Annotated in this window: 14 protein-coding genes and 2 pseudogenes; 4 read left to right on the top strand and 12 right to left on the bottom strand. The window is 69.0% G+C overall.

Annotated elements, in window-relative coordinates:
• Window positions 1-5: 5 nt before the first annotated feature.
• Both LRS14_RS14815 and fba read right to left on the bottom strand, forming a co-directional pair.
• Window positions 6-908 (bottom strand): phosphoribosylaminoimidazolesuccinocarboxamide synthase, encoded by a 903-nt coding sequence (locus tag LRS14_RS14815; RefSeq protein ID WP_257799998.1) that lies wholly within the window; start codon window positions 906-908, stop codon window positions 6-8.
• Window positions 909-984: 76 nt separating this feature from the next.
• Window positions 985-2,049 carry a class II fructose-bisphosphate aldolase gene (gene fba / locus LRS14_RS14810; protein ID WP_046110796.1) on the bottom strand — a complete coding sequence of 355 codons (1,065 nt, stop codon included), beginning with the start codon at window positions 2,047-2,049 and terminating at the stop codon, window positions 985-987.
• Window positions 2,050-2,256: 207 nt separating this feature from the next.
• Between fba and LRS14_RS14805 the strand changes: the two genes are divergently transcribed.
• Window positions 2,257-3,018: a YdiY family protein gene (locus LRS14_RS14805; RefSeq protein ID WP_198156826.1), complete on the top strand. Its 762-nt coding sequence runs from the start codon at window positions 2,257-2,259 to the stop codon at window positions 3,016-3,018.
• 96 nt (window positions 3,019-3,114) lie between these two features.
• On the opposite strand, the gene pyk is transcribed toward LRS14_RS14805, so the two are convergent.
• The 9 genes and pseudogenes from pyk to def all read right to left on the bottom strand — a co-directional run bounded on the left by pyk (window position 3,115) and on the right by def (window position 12,333).
• On the bottom strand, window positions 3,115-4,545 hold the full coding sequence (pyk, locus tag LRS14_RS14800) for a pyruvate kinase (protein WP_198156825.1): 1,431 nt from the start codon (window positions 4,543-4,545) through the stop codon (window positions 3,115-3,117).
• Window positions 4,546-4,586: 41 nt separating this feature from the next.
• Window positions 4,587-6,914, bottom strand: a complete 2,328-nt coding sequence (locus LRS14_RS14795; protein ID WP_257799997.1) for an NADP-dependent malic enzyme — start codon at window positions 6,912-6,914, stop codon at window positions 4,587-4,589.
• A 162-nt stretch (window positions 6,915-7,076) separates the two neighbouring features.
• Window positions 7,077-8,262 (bottom strand): annotated as a pseudogene (locus tag LRS14_RS14790) (phosphoglycerate kinase).
• A gap of 63 nt (window positions 8,263-8,325) precedes the next feature.
• Entirely contained in the window at window positions 8,326-8,655 is a 330-nt protein-coding gene (locus tag LRS14_RS14785) for an AzlD domain-containing protein (protein ID WP_046110791.1), read from the bottom strand.
• On the bottom strand, window positions 8,652-9,413 hold the full coding sequence (locus tag LRS14_RS14780) for an AzlC family ABC transporter permease (protein WP_046110790.1): 762 nt from the start codon (window positions 9,411-9,413) through the stop codon (window positions 8,652-8,654). Before LRS14_RS14780 ends, LRS14_RS14785 begins: the two co-directional genes overlap by 4 nt.
• Before the next feature lie 34 nt (window positions 9,414-9,447).
• Window positions 9,448-9,831 (bottom strand): hypothetical protein, encoded by a 384-nt coding sequence (locus LRS14_RS14775; RefSeq protein WP_257799996.1) that lies wholly within the window; start codon window positions 9,829-9,831, stop codon window positions 9,448-9,450.
• Window positions 9,832-9,939: 108 nt separating this feature from the next.
• Window positions 9,940-10,782, bottom strand: coding sequence for a zinc metalloprotease HtpX (gene htpX / locus LRS14_RS14770; protein ID WP_046110788.1), 843 nt, complete (start codon window positions 10,780-10,782; stop codon window positions 9,940-9,942).
• Between the two features lie 67 nt (window positions 10,783-10,849).
• Window positions 10,850-11,812 carry a methionyl-tRNA formyltransferase gene (gene fmt / locus LRS14_RS14765; RefSeq protein WP_257800487.1) on the bottom strand — a complete coding sequence of 321 codons (963 nt, stop codon included), beginning with the start codon at window positions 11,810-11,812 and terminating at the stop codon, window positions 10,850-10,852.
• An 11-nt stretch (window positions 11,813-11,823) separates the two neighbouring features.
• The gene (gene def, locus LRS14_RS14760) at window positions 11,824-12,333 is read right to left on the bottom strand and encodes a peptide deformylase (protein ID WP_046110787.1); all 510 of its coding nucleotides are present in this window, start codon (window positions 12,331-12,333) and stop codon (window positions 11,824-11,826) included.
• Between the two features lie 244 nt (window positions 12,334-12,577).
• Between def and LRS14_RS30700 the strand changes: the two are divergent.
• The 3 genes and pseudogenes from LRS14_RS30700 (at window position 12,578) to LRS14_RS14745 (ending at window position 15,438) form a co-directional block, all read left to right on the top strand.
• Window positions 12,578-13,755 (top strand): annotated as a pseudogene (locus tag LRS14_RS30700) (LysM peptidoglycan-binding domain-containing protein).
• A gap of 10 nt (window positions 13,756-13,765) precedes the next feature.
• Window positions 13,766-14,896, top strand: coding sequence for a DNA-processing protein DprA (gene dprA, locus LRS14_RS14750; RefSeq protein WP_257799995.1), 1,131 nt, complete (start codon window positions 13,766-13,768; stop codon window positions 14,894-14,896).
• 89 nt (window positions 14,897-14,985) lie between these two features.
• The gene (locus LRS14_RS14745; RefSeq protein ID WP_046110784.1) at window positions 14,986-15,438 is read left to right on the top strand and encodes a DUF494 family protein; all 453 of its coding nucleotides are present in this window, start codon (window positions 14,986-14,988) and stop codon (window positions 15,436-15,438) included.
• 24 nt (window positions 15,439-15,462) lie between these two features.
• On the opposite strand, the gene LRS14_RS14740 is transcribed toward LRS14_RS14745, so the two are convergent.
• Complete coding sequence (locus LRS14_RS14740; RefSeq protein WP_046110783.1) at window positions 15,463-17,835, bottom strand: DUF1631 family protein; 2,373 nt, start codon at window positions 17,833-17,835, stop codon at window positions 15,463-15,465.
• Window positions 17,836-17,837 lie beyond the last annotated feature (2 nt).

Genomic DNA, 17,837 nt, shown 5'->3' with positions numbered 1-17,837 from the left:
TCGCCTCAGCCGGCGTCGACGAGACGCCGATAGGCTTCCTGGTACTTGTCGGCGGTCCTGGCCACCACATCGGCCGGCAGCGCCGGCGCCGGCGCAGTCTTGCCCCAGGGCTGGCCGTCCACTTGCGCCTGCTCCAGCCAGTCGCGCACGAACTGCTTGTCGTAGCTGGGCGGGTTGATGCCCTCGGCGTAGCTTTCCACCGGCCAGTAGCGCGACGAATCGGGCGTCAGCACCTCGTCCATCAGCGTCAGCGTGCCGTGTTCGTCCAGGCCGAACTCGAACTTGGTGTCCGCGATGATGATGCCCTTGGTGAGCGCATAGGCCGCTGCCTCCGTGTACAGCTGGATGGCGACGCGGCGCACCGCCTCGGCGCGATCGCGGCCGATGACGTCGATCATCTTCTCGAACGAGATGTTCTCGTCGTGCGTGCCCATCTCGGCCTTGGTGGCCGGCGTGAAGATGGGCTCGGGCAGGCGGCTGGCGTTCTTCAGCCCGGCGGGCAGCTTCACGCCGCACACCTCGCCGGTCTTCTGGTATTCGGCCCAGCCGCTGCCGGCCAGGTAGCCCCGCACCACCGCTTCGATGGGCAGCGGCGTCAGGCGCTTGACCAGCATCGAGCGGCCCTGGACCTGTGGCACTTCTTCCGGCGACACCACGCTTTCCGGCGCCTCGCCGGTGAGGTGGTTGGGCACGATGTCCTTGAGCCGCTCGAACCAGAACAGGGCCATTCGCGTGAGCAGCTCGCCCTTGCCGGGAATCGGCTCGCCCATGATGACGTCGAAGGCCGAGAGGCGGTCGCTCGCCACCATCAGCAGCCGGTCGTCGCCCACCGCGTAGTTGTCTCGCACCTTGCCCCGGGCAAGCAAGGGCAGCGAGGTGATCGACGACGTGTGGAGAGCGGCTGTCATGGCACGGCAGGCCCTTGTAAGGGCCGGTGAAAAGGAACCGCTGATTCTATTCGGCGGCCCCTGGGGTGCAGCCGGTTCAGACCACCGTCTGCGCCAGCTTGCCGGTGGCGTAGGCGGCGGCCATGTCGGTGAGCGAGCGGCCCTTGATCTTGCCGGCCTGGCCTTCGCATCCGAACTCGACGTAACGCTGCCGGCAGATCTGCTTGGCCGCTTCGCGGGCCGGCTTCAGCCACTCGCGAGCGTCGAACTTGTCCGGGTTCTCGGCCATGAACTTGCGCACCGCACCGGTCATCGCCAGGCGGATGTCGGTGTCGATGTTGATCTTGCGCACGCCGAACTTGATGGCCTCCTGGATTTCCTCGACAGGCACGCCGTAGGTCTCCTTCATCTTGCCGCCGTACTGGTTGATGATGGCCAGCAGGTCTTCCGGCACCGAGGAAGAGCCGTGCATCACCAGGTGGGTGTTGGGGATGCGGGCGTGGATTTCCTTGACGCGGCTGATCGCCAGGATGTCGCCCGTGGGCTTGCGCGAGAACTTGTAGGCGCCGTGGCTGGTGCCGATGGCGATCGCCAGCGCATCCAGCTGCGTGCCCTTGACGAAGACGGCGGCTTCTTCCGGATCGGTGAGCATCTGGCTGTGGTCGAGCTTGCCTTCCGCGCCGATGCCGTCTTCCTCGCCGGCTTCCCCCGTTTCCAGGTTGCCGAGGCAGCCCAGCTCGCCTTCAACCGTCACGCCCACCTTGTGCGCCATGTCGACCACGCGGCGCGTGACGTCCAGGTTGTAGTCGAAGGAAGCCGGAGTCTTGCCGTCCTCCATCAGCGAGCCGTCCATCATCACCGAGCCGAAGCCCAGCTGGATGGCGCCTTCGCAGACCTTGACGCTGGTGCCGTGGTCCTGGTGCATGACCAGCGGGAGGTGCGGATACATCTCGGCGGCAGCCTGGATCAGGTGCTTGATGAAGGGCTCGCCGGCGTACTTGCGGGCGCCTGCACTGGCCTGGAGGATGACCGGCGCATTCACTTCGTCCGCGGCCGACATCACGGCCTGCACCTGCTCGAGGTTGTTGACGTTGAAGGCCGGGATGCCGTAGCCGTTTTCGGCGGCGTGATCCAACAGCTGGCGCATCGAGACGAGAGGCATGGCGAACTTCCTGGGGAGAGTGAGTAATGCATTTGGGGCGCGCGCGGCATGGCGGCCGGCGCCCGATGTGACGGATTTTACGGTCCAGCGGCAGCCATGTACCCCCTTCGTAACCGGGGCGAGCCGCAAGCAAATGCTGCAGTGCGGGATCGGCGGTTGCCAACGAGGCCAGACCCTTCATCCACTCCGTCACCGAAAGGACTTCCCGTGCCGCCTTTGCGCCTCACCCTCGCCGCCGCCTGCCTGGCCGCCGCGCCGATCGCCACCCTGGCCCAGGTCACCGTCAAGAACGACGGCCAATGGCGCGCGCTGGTCACCGCCGGTGCCAGCATCTCGTCGGGCAACAGCGACTCGACCAGCATCAACCTCAACGGCGAAGCCGTAAAGGCCACGCAGATCGACAAGATCACGCTCAACGCCAAGGCGCTGTACGTGAACAACGATGGTGCGGAATCGGAGAACCGCATGGCCGCCGGTGGCCACTACCAGCGCGACTTGAACCAGCGCATCTTCGGCTTCGCGCAGCTGGATGCGTTGCGCGACGAGCCGGCCAACCTGTCGTCGCGCACCTCGGTGGGCGCGGGCGTGGGCTACCACGTCATCCGCCGCGACGACCTCACCTTTGACCTGTCGACCGGCCTGGGTTATTCCCGCGAGCGTTACGTGGAGCCGGAAGTGGTGGACGGCAGCTCGCGGGATTCCTACAACAACCTCGAGCTGATCCTGGCCGAGGAATCGAGCCACCGCCTGACCGACACCACCACCTTCCGCCAGAAGCTGACGCTGCTGCCCAACCTGCGCAACAACGACCAGATGCGCGCCATCTTCGACGCCAGCCTGTCGGTGGCGATGACCAGCCGGCTGGCGCTGACGGCCAGCGTGTCACACCGCTACGACAGCGATCCCGGTCCCGGCCTGAAAAAGGGCGACACGCTGTTCATCACCGGCGTGACCTTCCGCATCGATTGAGCGAAGCGCCCGCGGCCGCCGCCCGGCCGCTCCGAAGGCGGCCGCGCAACCCGCCCGGCGGGTGGGCCTGCGTACCCGCAGGACCGGGTGCCCCCTTCAGCCGACCCGGCACACCTTCAGCATGTTGGTGCCGCCGGGGTAGCCCATCGGCTCGCCGCAGGTGATGGCGTAGGTGTCGCCGGGCATCAGCACGCCGCGCTCGATGAGCAGGGCCTCGGCCTTCTCGAGCGCGGCGTCGCGGTCGGTGAAGGTGGGCATGATCATCGGCTGCACGTTGCGGTAGAGCGCCATGCGACGCTCGCTGGCGGGCTGGCTGGTCAGGCCGTAGATCGGCGTGTGCAGCCGGTGGCGGCTCATCCACAGCGCGGTGGAGCCGCTTTCGGTCAGCGCCAGGATCGCCTTGCAGCCCAGGTGGTGCGCGGTGAACAGCGCGCCCATCGCGATCGACTGGTCGATGCGGCCGAAGCGCTTGTTGGTGAAGTCGGCGTCCAGCCGCACGTCCTCGGCGCGCTCGGCCTCAAAGGCGATGGCGGCCATCTGCTCGATGGTTTCCACCGGGTACTTGCCGGCGGCCGTCTCGGCGCTGAGCATCACCGCGTCGGTGCCGTCCAGCACGGCGTTGGCCACGTCGCTCACCTCGGCGCGGGTGGGCACCGGGTTGACGATCATGCTCTCCATCATCTGGGTCGCGGTGATGGCCACCTTGTCCATCTCGCGGGCCATCTTGATCATCTTCTTCTGCAGCGCCGGCACCGCGGCGTTGCCCACTTCCACCGCCAGGTCGCCGCGCGCGACCATGATGCCGTCGCTGGCCTTGAGGATCTGCTCCAGCACCGGGATGGCCTCGCTGCGCTCGATCTTGGCGATCATCGCGGGCTTGTGGCGCCACGGCTCGCCGGCCATGTTGGCCAGTTGGCGCGCCATCTCCATGTCGGTGGCGTTCTTGGGGAAGCTCACCGCCACGTACTCGCACTGGAAGCTCATCGCGGTCTTGATGTCCTCCATGTCCTTGCCGGTGAGCGCCGGCGCCGTGAGGCCGCCGCCCTGCTTGTTGATGCCCTTGTTGTTGGACAGCTCGCCGCCGATGCGCACGATGGTGTGCACCTGGTCGCCGTGCACGCCCTCCACGTCCAGCACCAGCAGGCCGTCGTTGAGCAGCAGCACGTCGCCGGGCTTCACGTCGCGCGGCAGTTCCTTGTAGTCCAGGCCCACGCGCTCGTTGGTGCCCAGCTCGGTGGTGCCGCCGTCCAGCACGAAGCGCTGGCCCGGCGTCAACTCCGTCTTGCCACCTTCGAACTTGCCCACGCGGATCTTCGGGCCCTGCAGGTCGGCCATGACGGCCACGGCCTTGCCCACCCGCTTGGCCACTTCACGCACCATGGCGGCACGGTCGATGTGGTCCTGCGCCTTGCCGTGCGAGAAGTTCAGCCGCACGACGTCAACCCCCGCGCGGATCATGCGCTCCAGCACTTCGGGTGAAGAAGACGCGGGGCCCAGCGTGGCGACGATCTTGGTTTGACGGTTCATGGAGATGGGTCAGCTCGGTTCAGGAGGCTTGGTTCAAGGGGTCAGGCGGCGTTGGCGGCGTCGGCCGCCTGGGCGGCCACCTCGGCCACCGCCAGCGCCGTCATGTTGACCAGGCGGCGCACGGTGGCCGAAGGGGTGAGGATGTGCACGGGCCGCGCCGCGCCCAGCAGCACCGGGCCCACGGTCACGCCATTGCCGCTGGTGACCTTGAGCACGTTGAACAGGATGTGCGCGGCGTCGATGTTGGGCAGCAGCAGCAGGTTGGCTTCGCCGGTCAGCTGGTTGTCGGGCAGGAAGCGGCCACGGATGTCTTCCGACAGCGCGGCGTCGCCATGCACCTCGCCTTCGCACTCGATGTCCGGATGCTTGCCGCGGAACAGCGCCGCGGCCCGGCGCATGCGCTTGGCCGAGGCGCGGCTGCTGGAGCCGAACATCGAATGCGACAGGAAGGCCGCCTTGGGCTGCACGCCGAAGCGGCGCAGCTCGTCGGCCGCCATCGAGGCGATCTCGGCCAGTTCCTCGCTGCTGGGCTCCTCGTTCACGAAGGTGTCGGCGATGAACAGCATGCGGTTTTCCAGCAGCACCGCGTTCATCGTGGCGAAGGTGTTGGCGCCCGGGGCACGGCCGATCAGGTCGCGCACATGGTCCAGGTGGTGCTCGAAGCGGCCCACCAGGCCACAGAGCATGGAATCGGCGTCGCCACGGCGCACCATCATCGCGGCGATCAGCGTGTTGGAGCGGCGCACCGCGGCCTTGGCCATGTCGGGCGTGACGCCCTCGCGGCCCATCAGGCGCTGGTAATCCTCCCAGTAGGCGCGGTAGCGGTTGTCGTTCTCGGGGTCGACCACCTCGACGTTGACGCCGGGCTTGAGGCGCAGGCCCGCGCGCTCGATGCGCATGGCGATCACCGCCGGCCGTCCGATCAGGATGGGCTTGGCCAGGCCTTCGTCCAGCACGATCTGCACCGCGCGCAGCGTGCGCTCGTCCTCGCCTTCGGCATAGGCCACGCGGGCCGGCAGGGCCTTGGCGGCGGCGAACACCGGGCGCATCACCATGCCGGTCTGGTAGACGAAACGGGTCAGGGACTGGCGGTAGGCCTCGATGTCGGCGATGGGCCGCGTGGCCACGCCGCTGGCGGCAGCGGCTTCGGCCACCGCGGGTGCGATGCGCAGGATCAGCCGCGAATCGAAGGGCTTGGGAATGATGTATTCGGGGCCGAAGTGCAGCTCCTGGCCGGGATACGCGGCCGCCACCTCGTCGCTGATCTCCGCCTTGGCCAGCGCCGCGATCTCGCGCACGCAGGCGAGCTTCATCTCCTCGGTGATGCGGGTGGCGCCGCAATCCAGCGCGCCGCGGAAGATGTAGGGGAAGCACAGCACGTTGTTGACCTGGTTCGGATAGTCCGACCGGCCGGTGGCGATGATGCAGTCGGGCCGCGCGGCCAGCGCCAGCTCGGGGCGGATCTCCGGCTCGGGGTTGGCCAGCGCCAGGATCAGCGGCTGCGGGCCCATGGTGGCCACCATCTCGGGCGTCAGCACGCCAGCGGCCGAGCAGCCCAGGAACACGTCGCAGCCCTTGACCACGTCGGCCAGCGTGCGGGCGCTGGTCTTCTGGCAGTAGCGCTGCTTGCTTTCGTCCAGCTTGCCGCTGCGGGCGTCGTCGCGCTCGAACTGGATGACCCCGCGCGAATCGACCACGAAGATGTTCTCGCGGCGGATGCCCAGGCCCACCATCACGTCCAGGCAGGCGATGGCGGCAGCGCCGGCGCCGGAGGCCACCAGCTTCACGTCAGCCAACTGCTTGCCCACCAGCTCCAGGCCGTTGAGCAGCGCCGCGCCCGAAATGATGGCCGTGCCGTGCTGGTCGTCGTGGAAGACCGGGATCTTCATGCGCTCCTTCAGCGCACGCTCGATGTAGAAGCACTCGGGCGCCTTGATGTCCTCGAGGTTGACGCCGCCGAGCGTGGGCTCCAGCGCGGCGATGATCTCGATCAGCTTGTCCGGGTCCTTCTCGGCGAGCTCGATGTCGAACACGTCGATCCCGGCGAACTTCTTGAACAGGCAGCCCTTGCCCTCCATCACCGGCTTGGCCGCCAGCGGACCGATGTCGCCCAGGCCCAGCACCGCGGTGCCGTTGGTCACCACGCCCACCAGGTTGCCGCGCGAGGTGTATTCGGCGGCGGCGTTCGGGTCTTCCTCGATGGCCAGGCAGGGATAGGCGACGCCGGGCGAATAGGCCAGCGACAGGTCGCGCTGGTTCATCAGGGGCTTGGTCGGCGTGACCGAGATCTTGCCGCGCGAGGGCGAGCGGTGGTATTCGAACGCGGCCTCGCGCAGGGCCTGCTCGGCAGGGGAAAGTTCTTGTGCCATGGGGTCTCCTCGGATCACTGCGCGAAGTGTTGAAAGCTTCACGCAAGGTTCGCAGGGTACTGCGGAACACCAGGCACCCGCCCGCATTCCCCCCGCGAATTTGTCTTATGCAACCCGGGCCGCGCCAAGAACCGCTGCGACCCACCCCGGGTCACGCTTGCTTCAGCCTGCAGCGCGCTTCTGCAGGATCTCGAACGCGGGCAGCGTCTTGCCTTCCAGCACTTCGAGGAAGGCGCCGCCGCCGGTGGAGATGTAGCCCACCTTCACGTCGTACTTGGCGATGGCCGCCAGGGTGTCGCCGCCGCCGGCGATGCTGAAGGCGCTGCTCTCGCTGATGGCCTTGGCCACCGTCTCGGTGCCCTTGGCGAAGGCGTCGAACTCGAAGACGCCCACCGGGCCGTTCCACAATGGTGCCGGCGGCCTTGAGTTGCTGCGCCAGGATCTCGGCGGTCTTGGGGCCGATGTCCAGGATCAGGTCGTCGTCGGCCACGTCGGCCGCGTCCTTCACCGTGGCGGGCGCGTCGGCCGCAAAGGCCTTCGCCGTCACCACATCCACCGGAATCGGCACAGCCGCGCCGCGCGCCTTCATCGACTCGATCACCGCCTTGGCCTCGCTCACCAGGTCGGGCTCGGCCAGGCTCTTGCCGATCTTCAGGCCGGCGGCCAGCATGAAGGTGTTGGCGATGCCGCCGCCCACGATCAGGCCGTCCACGTTCTTCGACAGCGCCTGCAGGATGGTGAGCTTGGTGCTCACCTTGGAGCCGGCCACGATGGCCAGCAAGGGGCGCTTCGGGTTGGCCAGCGCCTTGGTGATGGCGTCGATCTCGGCGGCCAGCAGCGGGCCGGCGCAGGCCACCTTGGCGTACTGCGCGATGCCGTAGGTGCTGGCCTCGGCCCGGTGCGCGGTGCCGAAGGCGTCGTGCACGAAGATGTCGCACAAAGCGGCCATCTTGCGCGCCAGTTCCTCGCTGTTCTTCTTCTCGCCCTTGTTGACGCGGCAGTTCTCCAGCAGCACCACGCTGCCGGGCTTCACATCCACGCCGTCCACCCAGTCCGCCACCAGCGGAACGTCGCGGCCCAGCAGCTCGCCCAGGCGCTGGGCGACGGGCGCCAGCGAATCCTCTGGCTTGAAGGCGCCTTCGGTCGGGCGGCCCAGGTGCGAGGTGACCATCACCGCCGCGCCGGCGTCGAGCGCCATCTGGATGCAGGGCACCGAGGCGCGCACGCGCGTGTCTTCGGTGATGCGGCCGTCGTCGTCCTGCGGGACGTTGAGATCGGCGCGGATGAAAACCCGTTGGCCGGCGACGCGGCCTTGCGCGATGAGATCGGAGAAGCGGATGACGTTCATGGGGCCCTCTGACTGAAGGCCGCGATTCTAGGAGCGGCAATGCGCCCCGCCCCGCGCCGCGCGTTACCAGCCGAGAACGAAACGCAGCACCAGCATCACCGCCGTGCCGATGAGGATGGTGCCCAGCATGCCGCGCCGCCACCAGAAGTAGAGGCCGCCGGCCGCCGCGCCGAACAGCCGTGCATCGCGCCAGGTGCCGATGAGCTCACCCTGCGTCATCACCAACTCGGGCACCACCACCGCGACCAGCGCGGCCAGCGGCGCATAACGCAGGCCCTCGCGCAGCCAGCCGGGAATGGGCACTTCCTTGTCGGGGATGAGGAAGAACGAGCGCGTGAGCACCGTGATGGCACCCAGGCCGATGATGGTCAGGATGGTTTCCCAGGTGCTCATCGCCCGTCTCCGGTGGCCTGCCGGGGCTGTAGGTGCTCCAGCATCACGCCCATGGCCACCGCCGCGGCGATGGCGATCACGATGTTCAGCTTCAGCGGCAGCGCATAGGCCGCCACCGTGGCCAGGCCCGCCACCGCCGCTGCCACCCAGGTGCTGAAGCTGCCCAGCAGCGTGCCGGTGAGCGCCACCAGCGCCATGGTGCCGGCGAAGGCCAGGCCCCATTGCGTGGGAATCTGGTCGGCCAGCACGATGCCGATGATCGACGGCACCTGCCAGGTGATCCAGTTGCAGGCCACGCCGCCCCAGAAGTACGGCAGCTGGTCGGGCCGCGACTTCTGCGGGTCGGGAAACTGCCGCATGAACACCACGTAGTTGAGGTCGGCGGTGAAGTAGCTCAGCGTGACCCGTAGCCGCCGCGGCAGGTGGCCGAAGTACGGCCGCCATTGCGTGCTGAAGACGACGAAGCGCAGGTTGATGCACAGCGCCGTGGCCCACACCACCCAGATCGGCGCACCGGCGGCGATCAGCGGCAACGAGGCCAGCTGCGCGCTGCCGGCGAAGACCACCAGCGACATCAGGATGGCCAGTGGCACGCCCAGTCCGCTCTTGGCCATGGCCACCCCGGCCACCAGGCCCCAGGCGGCCAGGCCGGGGGCGATCTCCAGCATCTCGACGAGCCCGCGGCGGAAGGCCGGATGTCGCCAGGTAGGCAGCTGCGGCGTGCTGCTGCGCGCGCTGCCGTTTGTTTCGGAAGTCATTCGCGCCATTGTCGGCGCTCGCTGCGCCAGGGCGTCAGGTCTCGCTCTTGTGACCCTTCGCGGGCTTGGCAGCGGGCTTCTCGGCAGCGTCGTCTGCCGCGGCCTCCTCGGCGCCGGAAGCCGGCTTGGCGGGCGGATCGGCGCGGGCGATCTGCGGGGCCACCGGCTCGATCTGGTTCTCGCGCATGTAGTCGTTCATCTCGCGCCAGCCGGCGAACACGGCGGCCTTGTCGGCCTTCTTGTTCAGCGTGTAGCAGTCCTCGATGGCGCGGGCCGCGTGGCGGCAGGCGGCGCCGATGGCCTTGCCCTCGGCCTCCTTGCGCTGGGCCAGCAGTTCCGGCGTCTCGATGCCCAGGCGCTCGCAGCCGGACAGGGCCAGCGCCATCAGCACGAGCAAGGGAGCAGAGGGGCGGAACATCGGAGGGTGGGAGGGTGGGGCGACCCTCCCGTTTTTCGGCCCCCGGCGCAACGACTTGAACGCCGCCAGGGGCCGGATCACGGCGCTTTTCGGCCGGCCGTGCCGGCGTCAGCGCGCCATGGCCAGCAGCCGAGCCACCCGTTCCTCGGTCGACGGGTGGGTGCTGAACAGGCCGCGCAGGCCGCCGCCGGACAGCGGATTCATGATCATCATCTGCGCGGTCGCCGGATTGCGCTCGGTGGTCTCGAACGGAATGCCGCGGGCGTAGTTGTGGATCTTCTGCAGCGCGCTGGCCAGCGCCTGCGGGTCGCCGGAGATCTCGGCACCGCCACGATCGGCCTCGAACTCGCGGGCGCGGCTGATCGCCATCTGGATCAGGCTGGCAGCCAGCGGCGCCAGCAGCATCACCAGCAGCCCGGCGATGGGATTGGCCGGCCGGCCCTCGCTGTCGCGGCCGCCAAAGAACATCGCGAAGTTGGCCAGCATCGAGATCGCACCGGCCATCGTGGCGCTGATGGTGCTGATGAGGATGTCACGGTGCTTCACGTGCGCCAGCTCGTGCGCCATCACGCCGCGCAGCTCGCGGTCGCTGAGCACGCGCAGGATGCCCGTGGTGGCCGCGACCGCGGCGTTGTCCGGGTTGCGCCCGGTGGCGAAGGCATTGGGCGCGTCTTCCTGGATCAGGTAGACCTTGGGCATGGGCAGCTGCGCGCGCTGGGCCAGCTCGGCCACCATGCGGTAGAACTGCGGCGCGGTGGTCTCGTCCACCTCGCGGGCGTTGTACATCTTCAGCACCAGCTTGTCGCTGAACCAGTAGCTGAAGAAGTTCATGCCCAGCGCCACGGCCAGCGCGATCAGCATGCCGCTGCGGCCGCCAAGGAGGCCGCCGATGGCCACGAAGAGCGCCGTGATCGCCGCCATCAGGACGGCGGTTTTCAGCAAATTGAACATGTGATGCGTCCTTTCATCGTGCCGCGTGGCACCTTGGCTGCGATAGATGCGGCCCCGGGCCGGGAGTTCAATCGGCAGCCGGTGCGAGCACGCTACCCACGGCCACCGGCCGCGCCTGCAGCAGCGCCGCAACCGGCTGCCGCTTGCCGCCCGGGCGCTGCACCACCTGCAGGGCCAGCGCGCCTTGGCCGCAGGCCACCAGCCACTCTCCGGGCCCGGCCGCCAGCACCGTGCCGGGCGTGCCCGCCGGGCCGGGCCGGGCCTGGGCTTGCCAGAGCTTCAGCGTTTCGCCCGCGCATTCGAAGCTGGCGCCGGGAAAGGGATCGAAGGCGCGCACCCGGCGGGCGATGGCCTCGGCCGGCAGCCGCCAGTCGATGGCGGCCTCGGCCTTCTCGATCTTGTGCGCATAGGTCACGCCCTCCGCTGGCTGCGGCGTGCGCTGCAGGCTACCGTGGGCCGCGTCTTCCAGCGCCTGGACGATGAGGTGGCCTCCGAGCGCAGCCAAGCGGTCGTGCAGCGTGGCGGTGGTGTCGTCGGGCGCGATGTCGATGCGCTCGACCAGCAACATGTCGCCGGTGTCCAGGCCGGCATCCATCTGCATGATGGTGATGCCGGTGTGAGAGTCACCCGCCTGGATGGCGCGATGGATAGGCGCCGCACCCCGCCAGCGCGGCAACAGCGATGCATGGATGTTCAGACAACCCAGGCGGGGCAGGTCCAGCACCCACTGCGGCAGGATGAGGCCATAGGCCGCAACCACCAGCACGTCGAGCGCGGCCGCCTCGAGCGCCTGGCGGCCAGCCTGCGCTTCGTCAGGGTACTTGCCATCCAGGCGCAGGCTGCGCGGCTGCGCCACCGGGATGCCATGCGCCAAAGCGAACTGCTTCACCGGCGACGCCTGCAGCTTCATGCCCCGGCCGGCGGGCCGGTCGGGTTGCGTCAGCACCAGCGGCAGCTCGTGGCCTGCCCCGTGCAGCCGGGCCAGAGCCACCTCGGCAAATTCCGGCGTGCCGGCAAACCCGACGCGCAAGGGCGCGGCGGTCACTTCTCGTCTTCCCGCGCCTTCTTCAGCATCTTGCTCTTGATGCGGTTGCGCTTGAGCGGGCTCAGGTACTCCACGAACACCTTGCCCATCAGGTGATCCATCTCGTGCTGCACGCACACGGCGGTCAGGCCCTCCGCCTCGAATTCATAAGGCTGGCCATCGCGGCCCAGCGCGCGCACCTTCACGCGGGCATGCCGCTCCACCTTGTCGTAGATGCTGGGCACCGACAGGCAGCCCTCGTCGCCGACCATCATCTCCTCGCTGCGCTCGATGATCTCGGGGTTGATCAGCACACGCGGCTGGTCGTGCGTCTCGGAGGTGTCCATCACGATCAGCCGCTCATGCACATCCACCTGCGTGGCGGCCAGGCCCACGCCGTCGGCCTCGCGCATCGTCTCAAGCATGTCGTCGGCCAGCTGGCGGATGCGGTCGTCCACCTCCTTCACCGGTTTGGCGACGGTGTGCAGGCGGGGGTCGGGATAACGAAGGATGGGAAGCAGGGCCATGGCTGATGCGTGTACGCCGGCAGGACGGCAACCACGGTGCCGCGGCTGCGTTTGCGGAAGGTGCCACAAATGGGCACTTTCGTTGCGATATCAAGGGTCTATGGGCACAATCTGCGGCAACATGTGAGCATTTCCGCGGCCCGGTCAAGGCCACGTTCGCTGGTGCAGTCGCAGACCGTTCGGCAACCCGTGATTTTGCACCGTCGGTTTCGGTCGTGATGCAAGCCCCCGGAGATCCCCACTCATGATTCGTCGCCCCCTGCGCCCGCGTCCTGCCGGCTTCCTTCGTGCAGGCGCCGGCTTGCTGGCACTGGCTGCCGCGGCTGCGGCGATGGCGCAGCCCGCCACGCTGCCTGTCACCCCGGCCCAGCGCAGCACCGCGCAACAGGTGGCCCAGCAAGGCGTGCCCTTCGACGAACTGGCCGCCGACGCGCCCGACTCGTACACCGTGAAGACCGGCGACACGCTGTGGCGCATCTCCGGCCTGTTCCTGCGCAAGCCGTGGCGCTGGCCCGAGCTGTGGGGCATGAACCTGAGCGAGATCCGCAACCCGCACCTGATCTATCCCGGCCAGGTGGTCTACCTGGACCGCAGCGGCGAACGCGCGCGCCTGCGCCTGGGCCAACCCAGGGTCGCACCGATGGCACCGTCAAGCTCTCGCCGCGGGTGCGCAGCGGCCCGGTGCAAGGCGACGCCATCTCCTCGGTGCCGCTGCACCTGATCGCACCCTTCCTCAATGAAGCGGTGGTGTTCTCCGGCGACGAACTCGGCACGGCGCCGCGCGTGGTGGCCGCCCCGGAAGGCCGCGTGCTGATGGCCCGTGGCGACCTCGCCTACGTGCGTGGCGAGATGGGCGGCATGCGCGATTGGCGCGTGTTCCGCGAAGCCTAGCCGCTGCGCGACCCGGAAACGCAGCAGGTGCTGGGCTACGAGGCACGTTTTGTGGGCACGGCCGAGTACGTGCGGGCCGGCGACACCATCGCCACCCCCGACGGCAAGGCCCAGGTGGTGCCTGCCACGGTGCGCGTGATGAGCAACCGCGAGGAAGTGGGAATCGGCGACCGGCTGGTGCCGGTGCCCGCCCAGGACTTCAGCAGCTATGCACCGCATGCACCGGCCACGCCGATGAGCGGTCGCATCATCTCGGTGTACGGCGATGCGTTGAGCGCCGGCCAGAACCAGATCGTCTCGCTCAACCGCGGCTCGGCCGACGGCCTCGAGCGCGGCCATGTGCTGGCGCTCTGGCAGCGCGGCGACACCGTGGTGGACCGCAGCGACCCGCAGCGCGCAGTGATGAAACTGCCCGACGAGCGCAACGGGCTGCTGTTCGTGTTCAGCGTGTTCGAGCGCGTGTCGTATGCGCTCATCCTCCAGGTGCAGGCGCCCGTCCGGGCCAGCGACCGCTTCACCCAACCCGACTAGGCGGCGCGCCATGTCCGACCCTCGGGAAGTGGGGGCATGGCTGAGGTTGACTGCCGGGTCCGGGCTCGGACGCGCCAAGGCGCGGCGGCTGCTCGCGGCCTTCGGCAGCGCGCCTGCGGTGCTGGATGCAAGCGAGGCCGCGCTGGCCCAGGTCGCCGGGCCGGCCGCCGCCGCTCTGCTCACCGCGGAGCCTGACGACTTCCACCGCCGCCTGCTGGCCGACACCCTGGCCTGGCTGGATCGGAGCGAGGGCCGGACGCTGCTGATGCTGGGCGACGCCGCCTACCCGCCGGCATTGCTGCACACCGCCGATCCGCCGCTGATGCTGTGGGCACACGGCCGGCTGGAGCTGCTGCACCGCCAGGCCATCGCCATCGTGGGCAGCCGCCATCCCACCGCGCAGGGCACCGACAACGCCCGCGCCTTCGGCACCGCGCTCAGCCACGCCGGCTGGACGGTCGTCTCCGGCCTGGCGCTCGGCATCGACGGTGCGGCCCACCAGGGCGCCCTCACCGGGCCGGGCAGCACCATCGGCGTGGTCGGCACCGGGCTGGACCGCATCTATCCCAGCCACCACAAGGCGCTGACCCACCGCATCGCGCAGGAGGGCTTGCTGCTCTCCGAGTTCGCGCTCGGCACGCCGCCGCTGGCCGAGCACTTCCCGATGCGCAACCGCATCATCGCCGGCCTGTCGCGCGGCACGCTGGTGGTGGAGGCCGCGCTGCGCTCCGGGTCGCTTATCACTGCGCGCATGGCACTCGAAGCAGGACGCGATGTCTTCGCCATCCCCGGCTCCATCCATGCGGTGCAGTCCCGCGGCTGCCATGCACTGCTCAAGCAGGGCGCGAAGCTGGTGGAACAGGTGGAGGACGTGCTGGAGGAATTGGCCGGCCTGGCGCCCTTGCCTGCGCGGGAAACCGACCTGCCCGACGATCTCCAGGCGCCGGACGACGACCCGCCGCCGGCCGAGTCCGACCCGGTGCTGGCTGCCCTGGGCCATGACCCGGCCACGCTGGACGCGCTCATCGCGCGCTGCGGCTGGCCGGCGCCGGCGCTCAATGCGCGCCTGCTGGAGCTGGAACTGGATGGCCTGGTGGTGCGGCTGCCCGGTGGGTTGTTCCAGCGCCGCGCACTGGCCTGAAATTCCGCCGTCGGCCGGCTCCAGACAGCCTCGAAAAGGCCGGATTGTTTCAGCCGAACGGGCTGAAACCCCTGGGGTATAGTCAATTCATGTTCGACGTCCTCGTCTATCTGTACGAAAACTACTGGCGTCCGGACGCCTGCCCGGACCACGACCAGTTGGCGCGGAAACTGTCGTCGGCCGGCTTTGAATCGGATGAGATCCAGGAAGCGCTTTCCTGGCTGGACGGCCTCGCCACCGTGGCCGAGTGCTACAGCGGCGAGCAACGCCAGACGAGCATCCGCGTCTACACGCCCGCCGAGCAGGACCTGCTGGGCGAGGAATCCATCGGCTTCATCAGCTTCCTGGAGTCGGCCGGCGTGCTGCCGCCGCCGATGCGCGAGATGGTGGTGGACCGCGCCAGTGCCATCGGCGTGGCGCCGATCGAGCTGGACGACATCAAGATCATCGTGCTGATGGTCTTCTGGAGCCTGGGCAAGGAGCCCGACACGCTGGTGCTGGACGAACTGTTCGTCGCACCGGAGGACCGCCTGATCCACTGACGGCGGCTGCCGGCCGCCGCTGCCTCAATTCAGCAAGCGGGCCGGGTCCACGTCCAGCCGCGCCAGCGCATTGCGCGTGGCACGCACCGTCAGCGCCTCGTCCTGCGCCGGCAGCAACAGCCCGGCCTGCAGGAACGCCGCCAGCCGCTGCTGCTGGAACAGCACGCAGCGCCCGCTGGGCGTGACGAACAAGCTCAACTGCCGACGCAGCCCCTGCCAAGCGAGCTGCACCGGTTCGTTCCGCCCGCGGAAGTCCAGCATGAACCAGCTGCCCACCTGCAGCTCCCGCGCCCAGGCCAGCATGGCAGGCGTGGGCACCGAGCCGCCTTCGGTCGCCACTTCCAGCTCCGAAGTCTCGTGGCCCGAGAGGTCCAGCACCGTCGATTCGTCGATCTGCACGTCCTCGGTGTCGGGCAGCAGTTCTTCCAGCGTTTCCAGCCGCTCCATCAGCTCTTCGAAGCGGTCGTGGGGAATCGCCGCGGCCTTGGCGGTGAAGGCGGCGGCCAGCGAGTTGTTCAGCGCACGCACCTGCTCGTCCTGCTTGTCCGGCGTGACCCCGGCCGAAGCCATGCCCTCGCGCAGCGTCTTCAGCAGCGGCGGCAGGCGGCGGATCACCTCTGCGCGGTCCTCGCGCGACACCTTGGCGCTGGCCGACCAGATGAGGTCGGCGGCCGCGCGCTTCATGGCCTTGGTCTCATCGCTCTGCACGCCGAACTTCACGGCGGTCATCGCCAGCACGTCGGCCCACACCTGGAACAGGAATTGGCGCACGCCCTCCTGCACCGGCACCTCGTTGAGCATCTTGCGCAGCTCGATGGTGTACTGGATGGCCAGCGTCTCGCGCTGCTCCACCTGCTGAGCGAGCGACACGCCCTTGCGAGTGGCCTCGTTCTCGTTGCGGAAGTAGTGCTCCAGGAACTTCTCGAACTCGGTCAGCACCGTCTGGAACACGCGGCGGCCGGTATCGGGATAAGCCTCCACCACCTGCACCACCCGCTTGATCTCACGCTCCAGCGCGTCGCCTACCGCGCGCGACGACGCATCGAAGCCCATCACGCAGGCGCCCATCCGGTCGATCAGCTTGCGCGCCGGATGGTCGGTGGTGGCAAAGAAGTCGGGCTCGGTCACCGCCACCCGCAGCACCGGCATCTGCAGCCGCGCGAACCACACGCGCACGCTGGCCGGAATGCTCTCCTCCGTGAGGATGGCCTGGAACAGCAGCGCGACGATCTCGATGGTGGCGCGCTCGACCGGCGTCTCGGCGGCCTTCTTCAGCACCTGCTTGCGCTGCTGCAGGTCCTCCAGCAGCGTGGGCGCGCTCACCGTGCCCGCTGCACCACCCGCCACGCCCACCTGCGACGCGCTGAAGCGCCGCTGGATGCCCTGTTGCGCCAGCCCGATGGCCGCCGTCAGGCCCGGCGAGGCCGTGCGCGCGGTGCTGCGCTGCGTGCTGCCGGCAAATTCCGGCAGCTGACGGCCCACCAGGCGGTTCAGCCGGCCGAGCACGGCTTCCGCATGCTCGCCACCGCGCGGCAGCGGCGCCGCGGAGGTGAGCATGCGGGTCTCGTCCGAGTTGCCCAGGCCGGGTCCGCCCGATGGCAGGCGTGCCTGCTGGGTGCGCCCACCCGAGAAGCCGGTGCGCGCGGTGACCGAGGCGTCGGCCTGACCCGGCAGTGCGCCGGGCACGGTGCCGCCGCTGCGCTGCGGCAGGCTTCCGTAGCCGGTGGCGCCTTGTGGGCTGCGGCGGATCATCGGCCGCAGATCAACCTGGGGCAGCACCTGCTGGCTCGCCAGCCACTGGTTGCATTGGTGATAGGCCGCCTGGCCCAGCGCCGCCAGTTCCTCGTGCAGCACGGGCTGCAGGTCTCGCCACGAAGCCACGGACAGGCCGGCGCTGCACCAGGCGTCCACCGTGATGCGGGCCAGCACATGCGCCCGCAGCATGTCGTTGGCATCGAGCTCCTCGCGCCGCTCCAGCAGCGCTACCCGCGAGCGCAGGTCGGTGAACTCCCAGGAGGCACGGTCCATGATGGCCAGCGCCAGGCGCGAGCCAAGGATCTCGCGCTCGATCGTGTCGTCATCCACCAGCGACAGCTTCTGTTCGCTGTCGCGCGGCGCCCGTGGCAGGTCGCCGGGGCGCGACGCCGAGACGCCGTACAGCATCGCGTTGCGCAGCGCGCCGACGGTGGCCTGGTGCCAGGCGCCGCCGCGCTGCTGCAGCGCCGCGACGGTATCGCGTCGGCGTTGCGTGGTGGTGTAGTCGGCCGGCTTGTCCTGCTGCTGGCGGGCCAGCGCCTCCACCGCCGTCAACACACCGACGAAGCCCTTGACCAGCTCTTCCGTATAGAGACGCCGAACCTGGTTCGCGAGTGCGGAGTAGTCGGCTGCGGTCGCCATGC

The sequence above is a fragment of the Aquincola sp. J276 genome, from assembly GCF_024700035.1.
In the GTDB taxonomy this organism is placed as follows: Bacteria; Pseudomonadota; Gammaproteobacteria; order Burkholderiales; family Burkholderiaceae_C; genus Aquincola; species Aquincola tertiaricarbonis.
This window is presented reverse-complemented; position numbering and strand designations above follow the sequence as displayed.